Origin of the sequence: Brevundimonas sp. AJA228-03 (genome assembly GCF_017795885.1) — a bacterium.
Lineage (GTDB): Bacteria > Pseudomonadota > Alphaproteobacteria > Caulobacterales > Caulobacteraceae > Brevundimonas.
In genome coordinates this window covers 1,909,536-1,929,036 of the sequence record NZ_CP059297.1, presented here as the reverse complement: position 1 = coordinate 1,929,036, position 19,501 = coordinate 1,909,536, and the positions used below count along the sequence as shown (strand labels likewise).

Below are 19,501 nucleotides of genomic sequence, written 5' to 3'. Positions count from 1 at the left end.
AGCCGCATCAGGCCAGCGGCGTCCATTCCTCGCCCTCCGGCAGGGGCGCGAACAGGGCCTCGATCGCCACATCGTCGACCTCGGCCAGGGTCGCCGGCGACCACTGCGGCGCATTGTCCTTGTCGACGATGACGGCGCGCACGCCCTCCTGGAAATCGTGGGTCCGCACGATCCGCCCGCCCAGCCGGTATTCCATAGCCATATTGTCTGCGAACGAAGTCATCCTCGCGCTCTCGCGCAACTGGCGCAGCGTGACCTTGAGCGACTGCGGCGACCGCGACGTCAGGATCGCCCGCTGCGCCAGCGGCCAGTCGCCGCCGTCGGCTTCCAGCGCCGCAAGCACCCCCTCGACCGTGTCATGCCCGAACAGCGGGATCAGGATGCCCGGCACCGGCACGATCGGATCGCCATCAGTCGCCAGCCCGTCCAGCGCCGACAGCCCGTCCGCGACCAGGGCCGTCTTCAGGGCCTCGACCCCGTCGCTCCCGACGAAATGCGTCGCCACAGCCGCTGCCACCGTGTCGCGCCCCTTCAACCGTGCGCCCGTCAGGGCCAGCCAGGTCCCAAGCTCCGGCTCGGGCAGGCGCGGCAGGAACCACCCGCCGCCCACATCGGGAAACAGGCCGATGCCCGTCTCCGGCATGGCGAAGGTCGTCCGCTCGGTGGCGATCCGCACATCGGCGGGCATCGAAATCCCGACCCCGCCGCCCATCACGATCCCGTCCATCACCGCGACGACGGTCTTCGGATAGCGGAACAGAAGGTCGTTCAGCCGATATTCCGCATGAAAGAAGGCCCTGGCCTCGACGGCATCGGTCGCCCCGCTCGCGGCGATCATCCGGATGTCGCCCCCCGCACAGAACCCGCGCTCGCCCGCATGGTCGATCAGCACCGACCGGACCACGTCGTCGTCGCGCCAGTCCAGCAGAGCCGTCGTCATGATCTCGCACATGCCCAGGTTCAGGGCGTGCAGGGCCTTTGGCCGGTTCAGGGTAATGCGCCCGACGCCGTTCTCGACGCGGGTCAGGACCTCGGCCTCGCTCATGCCGCTACCGGGTCCATCGCCCACATCCCATGGCTCTTCAGGTAGGCCTCATGCGTCGGCAGGGCCTCGGCCGTCGCCGCCCAGCCGCGTCGCAATTGCTCCAGCCCCGCTGCGACCTGTTCCGGGTTCTGGTAGTCATAGAGCGGGTTGTGGGTCCGGGGCACGATCCCCTGCCCGTACATGACGGCCAGCCAGGACGTCGGCTGGAAATACTCGTCGGCCCCGACCTGGAACATCAGGCCCCGGTCGCGGAACAGCTCGACCCGTTCGGCCAGGCTGTCGGGGATCGGCATGTCCCGCACATACCGCCAGAACGGCGTGTCGTCCCTGTCGGTCGCGTGATAGTGCAGGATCACGAAATCCCGGACCATCTCGATCTCGCGCACCAGCCTGCGGTTATAGGCCTTTGTGTTCGTCTGGCTGAACGCCAGGTCCGGCCAGTGCTGCAACAGGCGGAAGATCCCGACCTGCACCAGATGGATGCTGGTGGACTCCAGCGGCTCGATGAAGCCCGACGACAGGCCCAGCGACACGACGTTCTTGTCCCACAGCGCCTTGCGCCGGCCGGTGACGAATCGCAGTGGCCGGGGCTCGGCCAGCGCCTCTCCGTCCAGATTGGCCAGCAGGGTCTCGCGCGCCGCATCGTCGTCGACATAGTCGCTGCAGTAGACATGGCCGTTGCCGGTCCGGTGCTGCAGCGCGATGCGCCACTGCCAGCCCGCATCGCGCGCCGTGGACGAGGTATAGGGATCGACCGCCCGCACCTTCGCGCACGGCACCGCCCAGGCCCGGTTCATGGGCAGCCAGTGGGACCAGTCCTCATACCCGGCCTTCAGCGCGCCCTCGATCAGCAGGCCGCGGAACCCCGTGCAATCGATGAACAGGTCGGCCTTCAGCGTCCGACCGTCCTTCAGCACCACGTGGTCGATGAAGCCGTCCTCGGGCCGCTGGACCACCTCGACGATCTCGCCCTCGATCCGCTCGATGTCCCGCCGGGCGCAGACCTTCCTCAGATACTGGCCGTAAAGGACCGAGTCGAAATGATAGGCGGTATGCAGCCCGCTGAGCGGCGACCGGGGATCCGGCGAGCGCGCCCCGACCCTGCCCCGCCGTGCGGCATGGGCACAGATCGAATAGGCCTCCAGACTCAGCGCCCGCCCCTGTTCGCGCATGGCGAAATACGACCCCGGAAAGTCCCCCAGCGTCGACCCGCCGCCATAGGTGCCGAACGGGTGGAAATAGGCGCTGTCCTTCCTGCCCCAACCATTGAATTCAATCCCCAGCTTCAGCGTCGCCCGGGTCTCGCGCATGAATTCGGCCTCATCGAGGTCGATCAGGGCGTTGAAGTCCTTGATCGTCGGCACGGTCGCCTCGCCGACCCCGACGACGCCGATATCCGCGCTCTCGACCAGCCGCACCTCCGCGTTCGGCCCCACCGACCGCTTGATCGCCGCTGCCGCCATCCAGCCGGCCGTGCCGCCGCCGACGATCAGGATGGATTTGATGGGGGTGTTGCTCATTGCCGCATCATCTCCCGCGCGGTGATGACGCGCATGATCTCGTTCGTCCCTTCCAGGATGCGATGCACCCGCAGGTCACGCACGATCCGCTCCAGCGGATAGTCCTTCAGATAGCCATAGCCGCCATGCAGCTGCAGCGCCTCGTCGGCGATGTCGAAACAGGCGTCGGTGGCCATCCGCTTGGCCATGGCGCACCACTTGGTCGCTTCCGGGTGCCGGGTGTCCAGCGCCCAGGCCCCGCGCAGCACCATCAGCCGCGCCGCCTCCAGCGCCGTGGCCATGTCGGCCAGCTTGAACTGGGTGTTCTGGAACTCCGCCAGCGCCTTGCCGAACTGTTTACGCGTCGCGACGTAGGCCTGGGCCGTCTCCAGCGCCAGCCGCGCCCCGCCGATCGAACAGGCCGCGATGTTCAGCCGTCCGCCGTCCAGCCCCATCATCGCATAGCGGAATCCGTCGCCTTCCTGGCCCAGCATGTTGGCGGCCGGCACGCGACAGTCGTCGAACTGGACGATGGCGGTGGGCTGGCTGTTCCAGCCCATCTTCTTTTCCTGCGCGCCAAAGCTGAGCCCCGGCGTGCCCTTTTCGACCACGAAGGCGGAGATCCCCTTCGGCCCCGGCTCGCCCGTCCGCGCCATCACGACATAGAGATCGGACGTCCCCGCGCCCGAGATGAAGGCCTTGGACCCGTTCAGCACCCAGTCGTCGCCGTCCCGGGTCGCCGAGCTCCGCATCGCCGCCGCGTCCGATCCCGAGCCGGGCTCGGTCAGGCAGTAGGAGGCGATCAGCGCCATCGTCGTCAGGCGCGGCACATAGCGGCTGCGCAGATCATCCGACCCGAACCGGTCGATCATCCAGGTCGCCATATTGTGGATCGAGATGAAGGCCGCCGTCGACACATCGCCGCGCGACAGCTCCTCGAAGATCACCGCCGCCTCGACCCGGCCCAGCGCCATGCCGCCATGTTCCTCGCCGGTGTAGATGGCGGCGAACCCGGTCTCGGCCGCCCGGCGCATGACGTCGACCGGAAAATGTTTGGTCTCGTCCCACTCAGCCGAATACGGGGCCAGCTCGGCCTCGGCAAAGGCCCGCGCCGCATCCTGGATGGCGCGCTGGTCGTCGGTGAGGGCGAAATCCATGGGGTCTCCCGTGTGTGTTTTGTTGGGCTTTTAGCGATCCTGAGGTGCGACGTCACCAAACCCCTTTTCGTCATCCTCCGGCGAAGCGCAGCGAAGACCGGGGGACGCAGCGGCGCCGAAGGCGACCTGTTCACGCGCGATGTCCAACGACCTGGTCCGCGACAGGGTCGCGCTCGCGCGCGCCGCTGGGTCCCCCGGTCGCTTCGCGCCGGAGGATGACGAAAGGTGGTGCCTGCGCTAAGCCCATCGCCATGACCCTGCCCTTCGCGCCCGCCCCCTATCCGCTCGCCCGCCCGCGTCGCCTGCGAAGCCAGCCCTGGATCCGCCGTCTGGTCGCCGAGACGACGCTGACGCCGTCTGACCTCGTCTGGCCCCTAATCGTCCACGATGGTGCCGAGGACCGCATTCCCGTCGACTCCATGCCCGGCGTCTTCCGCCTGTCGCCGAGGGCCGCGGCCGCCGCCGCCGTCGAGGCCCGCGATCTGGGCATTCCCATGGTCGCCCTGTTTCCCAACGTCGATCCTTCGCTGAAGGACACGGTGGGCACACGCGCGACCGACCCCGACGGTCTGGTTCCCGACTGCATCCGCGCCATCAAGGATGCGGCCCCGGAGGTGGGCGTCATGACCGACGTGGCGCTGGACTGCTACACCGACCACGGCCACGACGGGGTGCTGGAGGACGGCCGGATCGTCAACGACACCACGCTGGAGCGCCTCGCCGAACAGGCCTTCATCCATGCCCACGCCGGGGCCGACGTGGTGGCCCCCTCCGACATGATGGACGGCCGGGTCCAGGCCATCCGCGAGGCGCTGGAGGCCAACGGCTTCCAAGACACCCTGATCCTGTCCTATGCGGCCAAATTCGCCTCGGCCTTCTATGGCCCGTATCGCGATGCGGTCGGCTCGGCCAGGCAGCTCAGTGGCGACAAGAAGACCTATCAGATGGATTACGCCAACGCCGACGAGGCGCTGAAAGAGGTCGCCATGGACATCGCCGAGGGGGCCGACATGGTCATGGTCAAGCCGGGCATGCCCTATCTCGACATCGTCCGCGCGGTCTCCGAAACCTTCAGACTGCCGACCTTCGCCTATCAGGTCAGCGGCGAGTACGCGATGATGCAGGCCTCCATCGCCAACGGCTGGCTGGACGAGGACCGCGCCATCCTGGAGACCCTGCACGGTTTCAAGCGCGCCGGCTGCGCCGGGGTGCTCAGCTATTTCGCGCCCAAGGCTGCGCGGCTGCTGGCTCGGTGATTTGCTACTGACCGACGGGTGCCCAATAGAGCCCGCAAGAACTGTTGGGCAACAGGCCGTTCAACGGCGACACCGCCTCAAGCAATCTTCACGTATTCTTTGGTCCACAGCAGGATTTAAGTCCTGTAGAGGTTGGCAGCGTTCCCAGCAGGCTTCGGCTTCCCTTCGGTCCTGGCTATAGGAAGATGAACTTCCTTGACTAGAATTCCCTCGCGGACAGAAAAGTATGCAAAGAATACCTCCGACAACCACAGCAGTGCCAGCGGCATAACCGTCGCTTTGCTGGCGCGATCTGTAAGGTGTATAATATTCTCTCGCATTTCCCCAGCCGGATTGACCCGAGGAAGTCTGCCATAAGATTTGCTGGTTATACGTACTGACATTCAATACTGTAACGTCGATGACCTGACCGTTTCCACGGTAAACAAGAGTTTGTCCGATAAGATTGCTATTTAACAAACCGTCATCAACGATGTTGCATCCATAACTACAATTGCTTTGCGGCGCGGCAGAAACATTTAACGGGAAGAAGGCAACAAGAAACGCAGAAAATATAACCGCCAGCGCGCGCATGCTTTATCCTCCTTTTTTCGGTTAACTTGTGTTAACAAACATCTTGGTTGCAGTCAACTCCCTGAGCCTGTCTGAAACGCCCTGGTTACTGGTATGATCTTGGCCCAGACCATGAATTCATCCGTCGGCAGACTGAACCTGAGGCCTCGCGGCCAGATTCTGGAACCTTGCGCGGTCATCAGCCAGGCATTGCACGAACCGGGCGAGCCATCCCACGTTCACGTCGCGTCCGGAAGGCAGACGGCCAAGGTGTGGCTGCAACCGGTCGCCCTGGCTCGGAGCACGGGTTTTCCTGCGCATGATCTTGGCGCTATCATCCGTCTCGTAAGGGACCATCGCGAAGCGTTCCTGGAGGCTTGGCATGACCATTTCAGCGCGAACTGAGGCTGGCATCCCCATGATCCGCAACGTGTCCTTCGATGATGCGCGGATCACCGTGGAGTTTCAGGATGGACGCGCCGTCGCCTTGCCGCTCGCCTGGTATCCTCGCCTTCTGGATGCGACGCCCGCTCAACGCGATGCCTCGGCGTTCATTGGTGACGGTGAAGGCCTTCACTGGGAAGAGATAGACGAGGACCTCAGTGCCGAAGGCCTGTTGCGCGGCGCGCCCGCTCCCAACTGGAAAGCCGCTTGAGCGTCCCGTGCTGAGACACACCCTCCTCGCCCTCGTCACCGCCTTCCTCTGGCCTGCCCTCGCCACCGCACAGGACGCTTCGGCTCCCCTGCCCCGCGTGCAGATGGAGACCTCTGCGGGCCGCATCGTCATCGAGGTCGAGGTCGTCAAGGCACCGGTCACCGCCGCCAACTTCCTGCGCTATGTGGACGAGCACCGACTGGACGGCACCACCTTCTACCGCGCCATGCAGGCGGCACCCGGGGCCGGTCTGGTCCAGGGCGGGGTGAACAATGACCCCGACCGCGTCCTGCCGCCCATCGCCCACGAGCCGACGACCGTCACGGGCCTCAGCCACATCGACGGCGCAATCTCTATGGCCCGCTACGGGCCGGGCACGGCAACCGGCGATTTCTTCATCTCCGTCGGACCCACGCTGTCCTACGATGCAGGCCGGCCCTTCTCGGTCGATCCGGATGGCTTCGCCGTGTTCGGCCGGGTGGTCGAAGGCATGGACGTCGTCCGCACCATCCTCGCGTCGCCCACCTCGCCGACCGAGGGCGAAGGCTTCCTGCGCGGCCAGATGCTGGACCCGAAGATCGTCATCGCCCGGGCCTGGCGCGAGACCCAGCCCTGAGCGTTCACGACACTGTCGGGAATATATTCCTGACACCCCCTTGCAACTTCACGGGCAGGATCCCACCTCGCCGACGGGTCTTTGACAATGGAATCCGCGACGGCGCATTGCACCCGGTTTGCACGCGAGTCCACTGAGGATATTGCGCTAACCTGTTGATCTCGTGTCAATCGTACTTCGATTGCACGTTTTGCACCCGGTTTTTTTGGAGTCCAGGCCGGGACAGGGTGCGCGTCCCTATTTCGCGGGCGGGGTTTGCAGCCGCGCCGCCAGGCTGGAGGTGTCCCATCGATTCCCGCCCATGGCCTGGACCTCGGCGTAGAACTGATCGACCAGGGCCGTCAGGGCAAGCCGCGCGCCGTTGTCCCGAGCCTCGTCCAGCACCAGCCCCAGATCCTTGCGCATCCAGTCGACGGCGAAGCCGAACGCGAACTCGCCCCTGGCCGCCGTCTTCCAGCGATTGTCCATCTGCCAGGACTGGGCCGCACCCTTCGAGATGGCGTCATAGGCCGCGTCGGTGTCCAGGCCCGCGACCTGGGCGAAATGCACCGCCTCGGCCAGACCCTGGACCACGCCCGCGATGGCGATCTGGTTGACCATCTTGGTCAGCTGCCCCGCCCCCGACGGCCCCATGTGCTGGATGGCTTTCGAATAGGCCATGACCGTCGGGCGCGCCGTCTCCAGCGCCGAAGCGTCTCCGCCCGCCATGACGCTCAGCTGGCCGTTCTCGGCGCCCGCCTGACCGCCGGACACAGGCGCATCGATGAAGGCCAGACCGTGCGCGTCGCACAGCGCCGCCATCTCGCGCGCGATCTTCGCCGAGGTCGTGGTGTGATCCATGACCACCGCGCCCCGGGGCAGGACCGCGACCGCCTCGGTCACGACCTGACGCACATCATCGTCCCTGCCGACGCACAGGATCAGCAGCTCGGCCCCTTCGGCGGCCTCGGCCACGGTCGGGGCGAACCGGCCGCCGTTCGCACTGGCCCAGGCCTGCGCCTTGCCGGTCGAGCGGTTGTATCCCGCCACGTCGTGGCCGGCCGCCACCAGATGACGCGCCATCGGGCCACCCATGACGCCCAGGCCGACAAAACCGATCTTCATGCGTCCTCCGCCGTGCCGTACCGGCCCCGGAAATAGGTCAGGGTCGGGCCGTCGCTGGCCTCGAAGCCTTCGACTTCTCCGACGATGGTCATGTGGTCGCCCATCTGGACCCGCTGATAGGTCCGGCAGTCGAACCGCGCGACAGCCCCGGACAGGCGTGGCGGGGCGTTTCCGACCCTCAGAAACTCACCGTCGGACAGCAGGCCTACGCCCCTGGCGAAGCGGTTGGACAGGGCTTGCGACCCGGCATCCAGCACATGGATCGAGAAGGCCTCGGCGGCCGAGAACGGGGCCCACCGCTCTGATCTCTCGTCCAGACACCACAGCACCAGCCGCGGGGTCAGCGAGACGGAGGTGAAGGAGTTGATCGTGATCCCCAGCGGTCCCGCCTCGCTGTCGGCCGTCACGACGCAGACGCCGGTCGCGAACGCACCGAGCGCGCGGCGATACGCGGACGCGTCCGCCTGGCGGACCGCTTCTTCGGACAGGGGTTCAAGGCTCACCTCCCGGACCTAGGCGAGCCTCGCCCGCGAGGCAACCGGGCCGTCGCCGGCACGGTATACATTTCGTCGCACGCCGACTGGGTCTAGGCTGACGGCATGACCCCCTCCGAACTCCACGCCATGATCCTGACCTTCCCGGAAACCCAAAGCGGGACGTCCTACGGCATGCCGTCCTACAAGGCGGCCGGAAAGTTCTTTACGCGCCTGCGGGCCGAGGACGACAGCGTCGTCGTCTATGTCGACAGCCTCGACCACCGCGACCTGCTGATGGAGGCCGAGCCTGAGACCTTCCACATCACCGATCACTATCGCGGCTATCCGGTCGTTCTCGCCCGTCTGGCGACCGTCGATCCCGTCTGGCTGCGCAAGACGCTGGAGAAGCGCTGGCTGAAGGTCGTGCCGAAGCGGGTCTCGCGGGCCTATGACCCGGCCTCTTGACCTTCCGCTACGTCACCATGCCAGCTTCGTTTCCATAAAGGACGGACCCTGGAGACGGCCGTGTCGGAAATCAGCGTGCAAGACGTCGTCGCGGTCGCCGGAGACGGTTACCGTTTGTCGGCGCGGCTGTTCGCGGGCGCGGCGCCGACCCATGCGGTGCTGGTGACCTCCGGCACAGGTTTCCCAAAAGGCTTCTACGAGCGGTTCGCCCGCCACCTCGCCTCCCGGGGTGCCATCGTGCTGACCCATGACATGCGGGGCATCGGGGCGTCCCGACCCGACGATCTCGCCGCCCTGCAGATGACCTATGAGGATTGGGGTCGTCTCGACATGCCCGCCGCGCTTGACGCCCTGATCGCGGCCGCACCGGGGCTGCCCGTGGTCCATGTCGGCCACAGCGTCGGCGGCCACTTCGCCGGCTTCATGCCGAACCATGCGAAGATCGCCCGCCACGCCTTTGTCGCCGTGGGCTCGGGCTACTGGCGGAAGCACCCCGTGAGCTACAATCCGACCGAGCTGTTCTTCTGGTGGATCTACGGCCCCCTCAGCCTCGCCCGGCACGGCTACATCAAGGGCGGAACGCTGTGGCGCGGCGCTGATCTGCCACGCGGCGTCTTCATCCCATGGCGTCGCTGGTGCCATGACCCGGACTATTTCGGCACGCGCCTGTCGGGCGAGTTGCAGCCCAACCATTTCGGCGATGTCACGGCCCCGATCCGCTCGTGGATCTTCACCGACGACCCGATTGCCAACCCCGTGACGGGGGCCGACATGCTGAAGGTCTATCCCCATGCCCCGTCCGATCTGATCGTGCGCTCGCCCACCGGGCAGGGCGTCCCCCGCATCGGCCACGAGGGCGCGTTCCGCCGCGGCATGGAGCCCCTGTGGAACGAAATCTACGACTGGTTGACGCAGCCCTGACTGGAGAACCGCGTCCCTCGCCCCATATCGGGCCTTCACGCCTTGTCGCCGGAGCGTCCCATGCCGAACCCCCCGCTGTCCCTGACCATCGATGGCCTGACCATCCCGCAACTCGGCTTCGGCACCTGGCAGCTGGAGCCCGCAGACGCCCGCCGCATGGTCGCCGAAGCCCTCCGCATCGGCTATCGCCACATCGATACGGCCTGGATCTACAGGAACGAGGCGGCCGTGGGGGACGGCATCCGCGATTCCGGCGTGGCCCGGCAGGACATCTGGCTGACCACCAAGATCTGGACCGCCCATTTCGAGCGCGACGCCCTGCTGCGCCAGGCCGAGGAATCGGCCCGGAACCTGGGGTTCACGCCCGATCTGCTGTTGCTTCACTGGCCCAGGGCGAAGCCGACCTTCGCCGAGACCATCGGGGCCCTGAATGAGGCCAAGGATCAGGGCCTGACCCGCGCCATCGGCCTGTCCAACTTCCCGTCCGGCCAGTTCCGCGAGGCCCGGCGTCTGTCGAAGGCCCCCCTGGTCACCAACCAGGTCGAATACCACCCCTATCTGTCGCTGCAGACGCTCCGCGACACGGCGGCCGAACTGGGGTCCTCGATCACGGCCTGGTCGCCGCTCGCCCAGGGCAAGATCGCCGACGATACGGTCATCGGCGAAATCGCCCGCGCCCACGGCAAGACGGCCGGTCAGATCACGCTTCGCTGGTTGATCCAGCAAGGCGTCATCGCCATTCCCCGCACCCTGAAGCCGGAACGCGCCGCCGAACACTTCGACATCCGGGATTTCGAGCTTTCCGACGAGGACATGGCCCGCATCCATGCGCTGAATCGCGCCGACGGGCGGCTGGGCGACTGGCTCGACAAGGACTTCCAGTGGGATAAGGTCTGACCTGAAAAGCAGGCCGAATGGCCGCATTCAGGAAGCGACCATGGGTTCTGTTCACGGATTTCCCGGCATCGATCCACACGACGCAGCGATCGGTGCCCGCCTGAAACGCTGGCGGGAAGAGCGGGGCATGGATGTCGACACCGTCGCCGCCGCCCTGAAGATCACCCCGGAAGAAGAACGCCGGGCCGAGGCCGGACGCGCCCATCTGACCTCGCTGCAGCTGGCGGCGGCGACCCATCGCCTTCGCCTGCCGGTCTGGGCGCTCGTTTCAGACACCCGCGCCTACTGACATGACCAGACCGCTCGCAGACCTGGTCAGGGGCTTCAGGGCCGGACTGCGCTCTGGCCAGGGCCTTAAGGCTGTAGTGCTGGCAGGGGCCGGTGCGGGCATCCTTGCTGGTTTCGCCGGATGCCTGTTTCTGGCGCTGAATTGATCCCGCGACCGAGCGCGGCGCTTGACCGCGCCCGGATGCGGTCGGTCATGGGTGACAGCCCGCGCCCGGCGGCCTAATCCGACGCCATGGCCTATAAATCCCTGCGCGACTTCATGGCCCAGCTGGAGGCCTCGGGCGAATTGGTCCGGGTCCGGGAGCCCGTGTCCACCGTGCTGGAGATGACCGAGATCCAGACCCGACTGCTGCGGAACGGCGGCCCCGCGGTCCTGTTCGAAAAGCCCGTCATGCCGGACGGTTCGATCAGCCCGATCCCGGCGCTGGCCAACCTGTTCGGCACGGTCAAACGCGTCGCCATGGGCGTGACCCTGGACAAGAAATCCCGCACCACCGCCGGCGAACTGCGCGAGGTCGGCGAGTTGCTGGCCTTCCTCAAGAACCCGACGCCGCCTCGCGGCCTGTCCGACGCCATGGACATGCTGCCTCTGGCCCAGTCCGTCCTGGCCATGCGGCCCAGGGTCGTGAAATCCGCTCCGGTGCAGGACATCGTTCTGAAAGGCGACCGGATCGACCTCGGCAAGCTGCCCATCCAGACCTGCTGGCCCGGCGAGCCCGCGCCCCTGATCACCTGGGGGCTGGTCGTGACGAAGGGTCCGTCGGACGACCGCGAGGACGACTTCAACCTCGGCATCTACCGCATGCAGGTGCTCGGCAAGGACCGGGCCATCATGCGCTGGCTGGCCCACCGCGGCGGGGCCCAGCACTATGCCCGCCACAGGAAGAAGAAGACCGGCCCCCTGCCCTGCGCCGTCGTCCTCGGGGCCGATCCCGGTACCATCCTGGCCGCCGTGACCCCGGTGCCCGATACCCTCAGCGAATACCAGTTCGCCGGCCTGATGCGCGGCGCCAAGGCCGAGCTCGTGGCCTGCAGGACCGTGCCCCTGATGGTCCCCGCCCAGGCCGAGATCGTCCTGGAGGGCCATGTCCTGCTGGACGAGCACGCGCCCGAGGGGCCCTACGGCGATCACACCGGCTACTACAATTCGGTCGAGACCTTCCCGGTGTTTCAGGTCAGCGCCATCACCATGCGCCGCGACCCCGTCTATCTGACCACCTTCACCGGCCGCCCGCCCGACGAACCCAGCGTGCTGGGCGAGGCGCTGAACGAGGTCTTCATCCCCCTGCTGCGCGCCCAGTTTCCGGAGATCACGGACTTCTGGCTCCCGCCCGAGGGGTGCAGCTACCGGATCGCCGTCGTGTCGATGAAGAAGGCCTATCCGGGCCATGCCAAGCGGGTGATGCTGGGCGTCTGGAGCTATCTGCGCCAGTTCATGTACACCAAATGGGTCATCGTCGTGGACGACGACATCGACGCCCGCGACTGGAAACAGGTCATGTGGGCCATGGCCACCAAGATGGATCCCGCCCGCGACATCACCCTGATCGAGAACACCCCGATCGACTATCTGGACTTCGCCAGCCCCGAGAGCGGTCTGGGCTCCAAGATCGGGCTGGACGCCACCGACAAATGGCTGCCCGAGACGAAGCGCGAATGGGGTGAGGAAATCCGCATGGACCGCGCGGTCGTCGACCGCGTCTCGGCCATGTGGGACCGCCTCGGTTTGCCGGGTGACGGCGCGCCGATCTGGAAGTAGCTTCACCGTTCAGGCTGCGGTCGGGGGGCCGGTTGAGCGCGTTCGAATTCGTCTTCACCTTCTACAGCGTCATGCTGGGCCTGGCGGCCGCCAATGTCGCCACCGGCTTTGCCGACATGTGGCGGGAACGTCAGGTGGTGGCCGTGGGGTTCTGCACGCCCCTGATTGCCGGCATCGTTCTGCTGGGCGTTATGAATACCTGGCTCAGGTTCTGGGGCTATCAGGACACTGAGGTCCTGACGCCTTGGCAGTTGATCGGCATCGTCGCCCTCGCCACGCCCTACATCTTTATCAGCCGGGCAATGTTCCCCGTCGGAGGTGCAGGAATCGGTCTCGAGGACCACTATCTGGCGCATCGCCGAACGATCCTGCTGGTCCTCGCCCTGCCCCCTGCGGTGGCGATGATCCGAACCGCGACCCTGCTCGGCGGTCTGGCGCCCGATTGGGACCTGGCCTGGACCGCTTTCCGCTTCCTTGGGCCGCTCGCCTTGATGCTGTTTCCGGGGCGGTCAGCCAACCGACTGGGACTGGCGTTCATCCTTGTCTGGATGATCGTGGGCCTGTTCCGATGAGCGCGTTCGAATTCTTCTTCACCCTCTACGGGCTGGTTCTGGGCCTGTCAGTGGTTGAGGTCGTGGCGGGGATTTCCCGTCTGGTCCACGACTCCCGGGGCGTCCGGATCGGCGTGCTGACGCCCCTGCTGGCCCTTGTGCTGCTCACGGACCTGTGCGGTTTCTGGCTGGCCGCCTACAGACTCTACAGTGATCGTCCGCTGGACTATGACGTCATCGTCCTGAGCCTCGGTGCGGCGTCGCTCTATTACGTCGCCGCCTCGGTCGTGTTCCCCCGGGACCTGTCGCGCGAGCCCGATCTGGATGCGGTCTATTTGCGCCACCGCCGGTTCGTCATGATCGGCATTGCGGTCGCGGGGCTGGTGATGTTCGAAGCGATCCCCGCCCTGACGCCGGCAGGGCGCGCCGAACGCCTCGCCTTCTGGCTGGACCTGTCGCAAAGCTGGCAACCGTTGGGCTTCTTCGCCTGTGTCGCGGCCATTTCGCTGACCCGGAACAAGCCGGCCAATATCGGCCTGCTGCTGCTCCTGATGGCCGTCAATGTCGCCTCTTTCCTGAGATGGCCGCCCCTGTGAGCGCGTTCGAGTTCTTCTTCACCCTGTTCGGCCTGATTCTCGGGCTGGCGGTGGCGGTGGTGATCGGCGGGCTGAGCGACCTGTTGCGCGCCCGGAACCACATCCCCATCGGGCGCCTGACGCCCATGCTCGCCGTCGTGGTGCTGTTCGACGTGGCGGCCGCCTGGATCAGCACCTGGACCGGCCTGTCCGATGTGCGCGTGGCCCACGGACCCTTCTTTGCCGCCCTGGTCGTGGCGGGGCTCTATTTCTTCGCGGCCTCGATGGTCTTTCCCAAGGATGACGGCGAGTGGGCCTCGCTCGACGACTACTATATGGGCCATCGGCGCGCGGTCCTCGGGTCGCTGCTGGCCGCAAACATCGGAGTCGTGGCCATCGAGGCGGCGACGGCCGGGCGCTGGATGGCGATCATCGACCATTTTGCCCGGACAGGACCGGCATCGGCCCTGTGGTGGCTGATCCTGACCCTACTCGTTGTCATTCCGGGTCGACGTTTTCAGCGAGTCGGCCTTGGCCTGCTGCTTCTGATCGACGCCTATGCGGCCGTTGCCCTGTGGAATCCGCAATGAGTGCCTTCGAATTCTTCTTCAGCTTCTACGGCCTGTTGCTGGGCCTGTCGGTCGCCGCCATCGCCACCGGTCTGGCGCTTGCGATCCAGAACCGCAGGACCATGCGGATCGGCTATCTCACGCCGTTGCTGGCAACCTTTGTCGCTCTGGATATCGCCAGCTTCTGGGACTTCGCCTGGACGGTCCTGAGGGACGCTCCGTTCAGCTACGGCCTGCTGGTCATGGGGCTGATCGTCGCCCTGGTTTATTTCGTCGCCGCATCCCTGGTGTTTCCCTATGCGGCCACCGAGGGGCAGTCGCTGGACGACCATTTCTGGGCCAACAAGCGCACGGTGCTGTTGCTGACCACCGTGGCCAATACCCTGGCTCTTTGCCTCGCCCTGCCCTTCGTGCTCGCCGCGCCGGACGGTGCCGTGCTGGCGTTTGGCTATGGCTTCAACCTCCTCCTCTATGTCCTGCTGATTCTGCCGGCAGCCCTGGCCAAAAGGCCGCGCCTGTTCGTCATTCTGACCACGCTCCATATCGGCCTCTATCTGGCGATCGCTGTGACGTCCGTTCTCGCGCCGTCCCTGATGACGATGCCCGAAAGCACGCCGCCTGCTGCGGCAGGCTGACCCTTGTTGTTCACGGTCAATCGCGCGACGACGGTCCCCATGCGCCCCCTGCTTTTCGCCGCGGCCCTTGCGGCCCTGTCCCCGAGTCCCGTGATGTCCCAGTCCGTCTCCAACACCGCCCCCTGGGACCAGCCTTTCCTGCCCCCGGCCCTGGAATGGGACGGAGCCAGTCGCACCTTGCTGGTGGACGCCACCAACCCCTGGATCACGGATTTCGAGCGCGACCCGGCGCATGATTTCAGCCCCGACTACGCGACGACCCGCGCCTGGTTCGACCGCCTCGACGCCGCCTCGGACCTGATCCGTATCGAGCCGTTCGGCACCTCTCCCGAGGGCCGCCCGCTCTATGCCGTCATCGCGTCCCGCGACGGCGCGACCCTCGATCCCGCCAAGCCGGTCCTTCTGGCCCAGGCCGGCATCCATCCCGGCGAGATCGACGGCAAGGACGCAGGCATGATGCTGCTGCGCGACATCGCCTTCGGCGATAAAGGCGACCTGATCGACCATGCCAACCTGGTCCTGATCCCGATCCTGTCGGTCGATGGCCACGAGCGGGCCTCCCCCTACAGCCGTCCGAACCAGAGGGGCCCGCGCATCCAGGGCTGGCGCAACACCGGCACCAACCAGAACCTGAACCGCGACTTCATGAAGCTGGACCAGCCCGAGATGCGGGCCCTGCGGACCTTTATCAACAGGTTGAATCCTGACCTCTACCTCGACATCCACGTCACCGACGGCATGGATTACCAGTACGACGTCACCTATGGCTTCAATGGCGAGTTCGATGCCTACAGCCGCTCGCCCGCCTCGTCCGCCTGGCTGGACGATGTCTTCAAGCCCGCGATCAACGACGCGCTGGAAGCCGCCGGTCACATTCCGGGACCGCTGGTGTTCGGCATCGATGACCAGAACCCGAGGGCCGGCCTGAACGATGGCGGACTGGGCGAACGGTTCTCCAATGGTTGGGGCTCGGCCGCCCATATCCCGACCGTCCTGATCGAGAACCACAGCCTGAAGCCCTATGAGCAGCGCGTCCTGGGCACCTATGTCTTCATGGAGGCGTCGCTGCGCCTGCTGGCCGACCAGGTCACACCGCTTCGCTCGGCCATCACGGCCGACCGGGCCCTGCGCCCCGCCGAGATCCCCGCCAACTTCGAGCCCGACCCGGTCCCGCATCAGACCCGCACCTTCAAGGGCGTGCTTTACGAGACCTACGCCAGCCCCGCCTCGGGCCGACAGGAGGTCCGCTGGCTGGGTCGCCCGGACCCGGTGGAATGGCAGCTCCCCTACTACGGCTCGCGCCCGTCGCTGAGCCTGCACCGACCGACGGCCTACTGGGTGCCCGCCTATCGCACCGATCTGATCGAGCGCCTGCGCCTCCACGGCCTGGCGATGGAGACGCTGGAGGCCGCGCGCACGGTTTCGGTCGAGATGCTGCACCTGAACGACCCGACGCTCGCCCCGCGTCCGAACGAAGGCCACGTCCCGGCCAGAGTCTCGGACGTCACGCCCATGATCCGCGACTGGACGTTCGCGCCCGGCTCGGTCCGCGTCCCGACCGATCAGCCGCTCGGCGACATCGCCGTCCTCCTGCTGGAGCCTCAGTCGTCCGAGAGCTTCTTCGCCTGGGGCATGTTCCCGGAGGTTCTCAGCCGGGTCGAATACATCGAGGGCTATGCCATCGCCCCACTGGCCGAGGCCATGATGGCGGCCGATCCTGCCCTGAAGGCCGAGTTCGAGGCGAAGCTCGCCGCCGATCCCGCCTTTGCCTCCAATGCCGAGGCACGGCTGGGCTGGTTCTATGAACGAACCCCGTTCTATGATGACCGCTACCGCCTCTATCCGGTGGCGCGCGAGAACTGATCCATGGCCTTGCTGACCGAGATGACCGCCGCCCAGGCCACCGCGCTGTGGACCGGCCTGATGGTGCTACTGATGGTGTTCCTGGCCGCGAGGGTCATCACGAGCCGTCGCGCCAACCGCGTGTTGCTGGGCGACGGCGGCAATGCGGAACTGGCCCTGGCCGCACGGGTCTTCGGCAATGCGTCCGAATACATTCCCGCCGGCATCGGAGCCATCGTGGCCCTGACGCTGCTCGGCATCCCCGGCCTGGCCATCCATGTGATCGGTGGCATGCTGTTCCTCGGGCGTCTGATCCACGCCTTAAGCCTCAGCAACAGAAAGCCCACGATCGGGCGGGTCGTCGGCATGAGCCTGACCCTGCTGGCCCTGCTGGGTGCCGGGTCGATGCTGGTCGTCCACGCCTTCGTCGGCAGCCCTCACGGCTAGGGCCGTTGCGGCTGGCGCACGGGTCCGCCATATCGGGCCATGCCTGACAATCTGACGCCCCCCGACCTTCTCCACGACCTGGTGGCCGCCGCCCTGCGGGCCGGGGCCGACGCCGCCGAAGCGGTCACGGCCGAGCGTGCGTCCCTTTCGGTGGGCGTCCGCAACGGCGTGCTGGAAGACGTCGAACGCGAGGAAAGCCGCGACCTCGGCCTGCGCGTCTTCGTCGGCCGCCGCCAGGCCTCGGTGTCCGCCTCCGACCTGTCGCCCGGCACCCAGGCGCGGCTGATCGAGCGCGCCGTGGCCATGGCCCGCCTGGCGCCCGAAGACCCCTATGCCGGTCTGGTGCCCGCCGACCGGCTGGCGCGCGGCCCCTTCGCTGACCTTCAGCTGCACGACCCGTCCGGGCGCTCCGCTGCCGAACTGGAACAGGTGGCGGCCGAGACCGAGGCGGCGGCCCTCGCTGTCCCGGGCGTTGCGCGATCGGAAGGCGGCCATGCCTCGACTTCCTCCAGTCGCTGGCGGCTGGTCACGTCGGAAGGCTTCGACGGCGCCTATGCCGCGACGGGATTCGCCCTCGGGGCCGGCGTCATCGCCGAGAAGGACGGGGCCATGGAGCGCGGCGGCGAAAGCCGCTCCACCCGCTGGCTGTCCGACCTGCCCGGCGCCGGCAGCATCGGTGCCGAGGCCGGTCGCAAGGCCGTCGAACGCCTCTCACCCCGCAAGATCGCCTCGACCACGGCTCCGGTCATCCTCGATCGGCGCGTCGCCGGTCAGGCCCTGTCGCCGCTGCTGGGGGCCATCTCCGGGCCGTCGATTGCGCGCGGCATCTCATTCCTGAAAGACAGGATGGGCCAGCCGGTGCTGCCGCGCGGCGTCAGCCTCGTGGAGGATCCCTTGCGCCTTCGTGGCCTCGGCTCCGCGCCGTTCGACGACGAGGGATCGCCGGTAGAGGCCCGCAATCTGGTCGATGACGGGGTCCTGACCACCTGGCTGCTGAATACCTCTGCCGCCGCGCAGCTGGGTCTGGAAAGCACAGGCCATGCCTCGCGCGGGCTGGCGGGTCCGCCCGGCGTCTCGACGCACAACGTCCATCTGACGCCCGGCGACCTCGACCGCGACGGGCTGATGAAGAGCGCGGGCACAGGCCTGATCATCACCTCGATGTTTGGCCCGTCGCTGAACGCCAACACCGGCGACTGGTCCGCGGGCGTGTCGGGCCTGTGGTTCGAGAACGGCGAGATCGCCTGGCCGGTCAGCGAGATCACCGTCGCAGGCAACCTGATCGACCTGTGGGCCCGTATGGTCCCCGGCTCGGACCTGGAGTTCCGGTCCAGCTTCAACAGTCCGTCCCTGCTGATCGACGCCGTCGCCATCGCGGGCAAATGACCGACCTCGACTCCGACCTTGACCTGATCCGCGCGGCTGCCCGGCGCGCCGGAGCCCTGGCCGAGGCCGAGCGCGATCGGGGACTGCGCATCGATCGCAAGGTCGGCGGCTCCCCGGTCACCAGCGCGGACCTTGCCGTCGATGCCATGCTGAAGGCCGATCTGCTGGCGGCCCGCCCCGACTACGGCTGGCTGTCGGAAGAGACACCCGACACGTCCGACCGTCTGTCGAAATCCCGGATCTTCGTCGTCGATCCCATCGACGGCACCGTCGCCTTCATGAAGAAACAGCCCTGGTGGTGTGTCCCCATCGCCATCGTCGAGGACGGCGCGCCGATCGCCGCCGTCATCCATGTGCCGGCCCTGAACGAGACCTTCGAGGCGACCCTGGGCGATGGGGCGAGGCTCAACGGTCGCACCATCATGGCTTCCGACGTCGATACCCTTGATGACGCCGCCGTCCTGGCCGATGCCCGCCTGATGGAGGGGCCGCACTGGCCCGAGCCCTGGCCGTCCATGCGCTACGAAAAGCGCAATGCCCTGGCCTACCGCATGGCCCTGGTCTCGTCGGGGGCCTTCGACGCCGCCATCGCCCTGACGCCCAAATGGGACTGGGACGTCTGTGCCGGAGCCCTGATCGCCACCGAGGCCGGCGCGAAGGTCAGCGATCATCATGGCCGACCCTGGCGGTTCAACCAGCCGGACCCGCGTCAGGCCAGCCTGGTCTGCTCGGCTCCGGCGCTCCACCCGTTGATCCTTCGCCGCACAGGGCCTATCCCGCTGGCCACCTGATCCGCCGCTCCCCCG

Annotated in this window: 23 protein-coding genes; 17 read left to right on the top strand and 6 right to left on the bottom strand. The window is 66.8% G+C overall.

Annotated features, from left to right (window positions below; translation table 11 throughout):
- Positions 1-7: 7 nt before the first annotated feature.
- From HZ989_RS09540 to HZ989_RS09530, 3 genes are read right to left on the bottom strand one after another with little or no spacing between them, the layout of a single operon-like run.
- Positions 8-1,045: an enoyl-CoA hydratase/isomerase family protein gene (locus tag HZ989_RS09540; RefSeq protein WP_209320615.1), complete on the bottom strand. Its 1,038-nt coding sequence runs from the start codon at positions 1,043-1,045 to the stop codon at positions 8-10.
- Positions 1,042-2,565 (bottom strand): tryptophan halogenase family protein, encoded by a 1,524-nt coding sequence (locus HZ989_RS09535; RefSeq protein ID WP_209320614.1) that lies wholly within the window; start codon positions 2,563-2,565, stop codon positions 1,042-1,044. The genes HZ989_RS09540 and HZ989_RS09535 overlap by 4 nt, the downstream gene beginning before the upstream one ends.
- A complete protein-coding gene (locus tag HZ989_RS09530; RefSeq protein ID WP_209320613.1) occupies positions 2,562-3,701 on the bottom strand; it encodes an acyl-CoA dehydrogenase family protein in 1,140 nt (379 codons plus the stop codon). Before HZ989_RS09530 ends, HZ989_RS09535 begins: the two co-directional genes overlap by 4 nt.
- A 251-nt stretch (positions 3,702-3,952) precedes the next feature.
- Between HZ989_RS09530 and hemB the strand changes: the two genes are divergently transcribed.
- Positions 3,953-4,957: a porphobilinogen synthase gene (gene hemB / locus HZ989_RS09525; protein WP_209320612.1), complete on the top strand. Its 1,005-nt coding sequence runs from the start codon at positions 3,953-3,955 to the stop codon at positions 4,955-4,957.
- Positions 4,958-5,017: 60 nt separating this feature from the next.
- On the opposite strand, the gene HZ989_RS09520 is transcribed toward hemB, so the two are convergent.
- Complete coding sequence (locus tag HZ989_RS09520) at positions 5,018-5,530, bottom strand: hypothetical protein (protein ID WP_209320611.1); 513 nt, start codon at positions 5,528-5,530, stop codon at positions 5,018-5,020.
- A gap of 93 nt (positions 5,531-5,623) precedes the next feature.
- Here HZ989_RS09520 and HZ989_RS15280 point away from each other — a divergent pair, with 93 nt between their 5' ends.
- Genes HZ989_RS15280 through HZ989_RS09505 form a run of 3 tightly spaced genes read left to right on the top strand, consistent with a single transcriptional unit; the run spans position 5,624 to position 6,780 of the window.
- Entirely contained in the window at positions 5,624-5,914 is a 291-nt protein-coding gene (locus tag HZ989_RS15280) for a DUF4160 domain-containing protein (RefSeq protein WP_371812889.1), read from the top strand.
- Positions 5,892-6,164, top strand: coding sequence for a DUF2442 domain-containing protein (locus HZ989_RS09510; RefSeq protein WP_209320609.1), 273 nt, complete (start codon positions 5,892-5,894; stop codon positions 6,162-6,164). The genes HZ989_RS15280 and HZ989_RS09510 overlap by 23 nt, the downstream gene beginning before the upstream one ends.
- Before the next feature lie 7 nt (positions 6,165-6,171).
- Entirely contained in the window at positions 6,172-6,780 is a 609-nt protein-coding gene (locus HZ989_RS09505) for a peptidylprolyl isomerase (RefSeq protein ID WP_209320608.1), read from the top strand.
- Between the two features lie 237 nt (positions 6,781-7,017).
- Here HZ989_RS09505 and HZ989_RS09500 read toward each other — a convergent pair whose 3' ends face one another.
- Together HZ989_RS09500 and HZ989_RS09495 are read right to left on the bottom strand one after the other, a co-directional pair.
- Complete coding sequence (locus HZ989_RS09500) at positions 7,018-7,884, bottom strand: NAD(P)-dependent oxidoreductase (RefSeq protein WP_209320607.1); 867 nt, start codon at positions 7,882-7,884, stop codon at positions 7,018-7,020.
- On the bottom strand, positions 7,881-8,387 hold the full coding sequence (locus HZ989_RS09495; RefSeq protein WP_209320606.1) for a flavin reductase family protein: 507 nt from the start codon (positions 8,385-8,387) through the stop codon (positions 7,881-7,883). The genes HZ989_RS09500 and HZ989_RS09495 overlap by 4 nt, the downstream gene beginning before the upstream one ends.
- Positions 8,388-8,483: 96 nt before the next feature.
- Here HZ989_RS09495 and HZ989_RS09490 point away from each other — a divergent pair, with 96 nt between their 5' ends.
- The 13 genes from HZ989_RS09490 (at position 8,484) to HZ989_RS09430 (ending at position 19,486) form a co-directional block, all read left to right on the top strand.
- Positions 8,484-8,825 (top strand): MmcQ/YjbR family DNA-binding protein, encoded by a 342-nt coding sequence (locus HZ989_RS09490; protein ID WP_209320605.1) that lies wholly within the window; start codon positions 8,484-8,486, stop codon positions 8,823-8,825.
- 75 nt (positions 8,826-8,900) lie between these two features.
- A complete protein-coding gene (locus HZ989_RS09485) occupies positions 8,901-9,746 on the top strand; it encodes a serine aminopeptidase domain-containing protein (RefSeq protein ID WP_245162332.1) in 846 nt (281 codons plus the stop codon).
- Positions 9,747-9,806: 60 nt separating this feature from the next.
- The gene (locus HZ989_RS09480) at positions 9,807-10,643 is read left to right on the top strand and encodes an aldo/keto reductase (protein WP_209320603.1); all 837 of its coding nucleotides are present in this window, start codon (positions 9,807-9,809) and stop codon (positions 10,641-10,643) included.
- Positions 10,644-10,683: 40 nt separating this feature from the next.
- On the top strand, positions 10,684-10,932 hold the full coding sequence (locus tag HZ989_RS09475) for an XRE family transcriptional regulator (protein WP_209320602.1): 249 nt from the start codon (positions 10,684-10,686) through the stop codon (positions 10,930-10,932).
- 231 nt (positions 10,933-11,163) lie between these two features.
- Complete coding sequence (locus HZ989_RS09470) at positions 11,164-12,690, top strand: UbiD family decarboxylase (RefSeq protein ID WP_209320601.1); 1,527 nt, start codon at positions 11,164-11,166, stop codon at positions 12,688-12,690.
- A 32-nt stretch (positions 12,691-12,722) separates the two neighbouring features.
- Positions 12,723-13,262: a hypothetical protein gene (locus HZ989_RS09465; protein WP_209320600.1), complete on the top strand. Its 540-nt coding sequence runs from the start codon at positions 12,723-12,725 to the stop codon at positions 13,260-13,262.
- Positions 13,259-13,837 carry a hypothetical protein gene (locus tag HZ989_RS09460; RefSeq protein ID WP_209320599.1) on the top strand — a complete coding sequence of 193 codons (579 nt, stop codon included), beginning with the start codon at positions 13,259-13,261 and terminating at the stop codon, positions 13,835-13,837. The genes HZ989_RS09465 and HZ989_RS09460 overlap by 4 nt, the downstream gene beginning before the upstream one ends.
- The gene (locus tag HZ989_RS09455) at positions 13,834-14,406 is read left to right on the top strand and encodes a hypothetical protein (protein ID WP_209320598.1); all 573 of its coding nucleotides are present in this window, start codon (positions 13,834-13,836) and stop codon (positions 14,404-14,406) included. The genes HZ989_RS09460 and HZ989_RS09455 overlap by 4 nt, the downstream gene beginning before the upstream one ends.
- Complete coding sequence (locus HZ989_RS09450) at positions 14,403-15,020, top strand: hypothetical protein (RefSeq protein WP_209320597.1); 618 nt, start codon at positions 14,403-14,405, stop codon at positions 15,018-15,020. The genes HZ989_RS09455 and HZ989_RS09450 overlap by 4 nt, the downstream gene beginning before the upstream one ends.
- 93 nt (positions 15,021-15,113) lie before the next feature.
- A complete protein-coding gene (locus HZ989_RS09445; RefSeq protein WP_371812885.1) occupies positions 15,114-16,883 on the top strand; it encodes a M14 family metallopeptidase in 1,770 nt (589 codons plus the stop codon).
- 3 nt (positions 16,884-16,886) lie between these two features.
- A complete protein-coding gene (locus tag HZ989_RS09440; RefSeq protein WP_209320595.1) occupies positions 16,887-17,309 on the top strand; it encodes an MAPEG family protein in 423 nt (140 codons plus the stop codon).
- 39 nt (positions 17,310-17,348) lie between these two features.
- Positions 17,349-18,695, top strand: coding sequence for a TldD/PmbA family protein (locus HZ989_RS09435; protein ID WP_209320594.1), 1,347 nt, complete (start codon positions 17,349-17,351; stop codon positions 18,693-18,695).
- Positions 18,692-19,486, top strand: a complete 795-nt coding sequence (locus tag HZ989_RS09430) for a 3'(2'),5'-bisphosphate nucleotidase CysQ (protein ID WP_209320593.1) — start codon at positions 18,692-18,694, stop codon at positions 19,484-19,486. The genes HZ989_RS09435 and HZ989_RS09430 overlap by 4 nt, the downstream gene beginning before the upstream one ends.
- Positions 19,487-19,501: the final 15 nt, after the last annotated feature.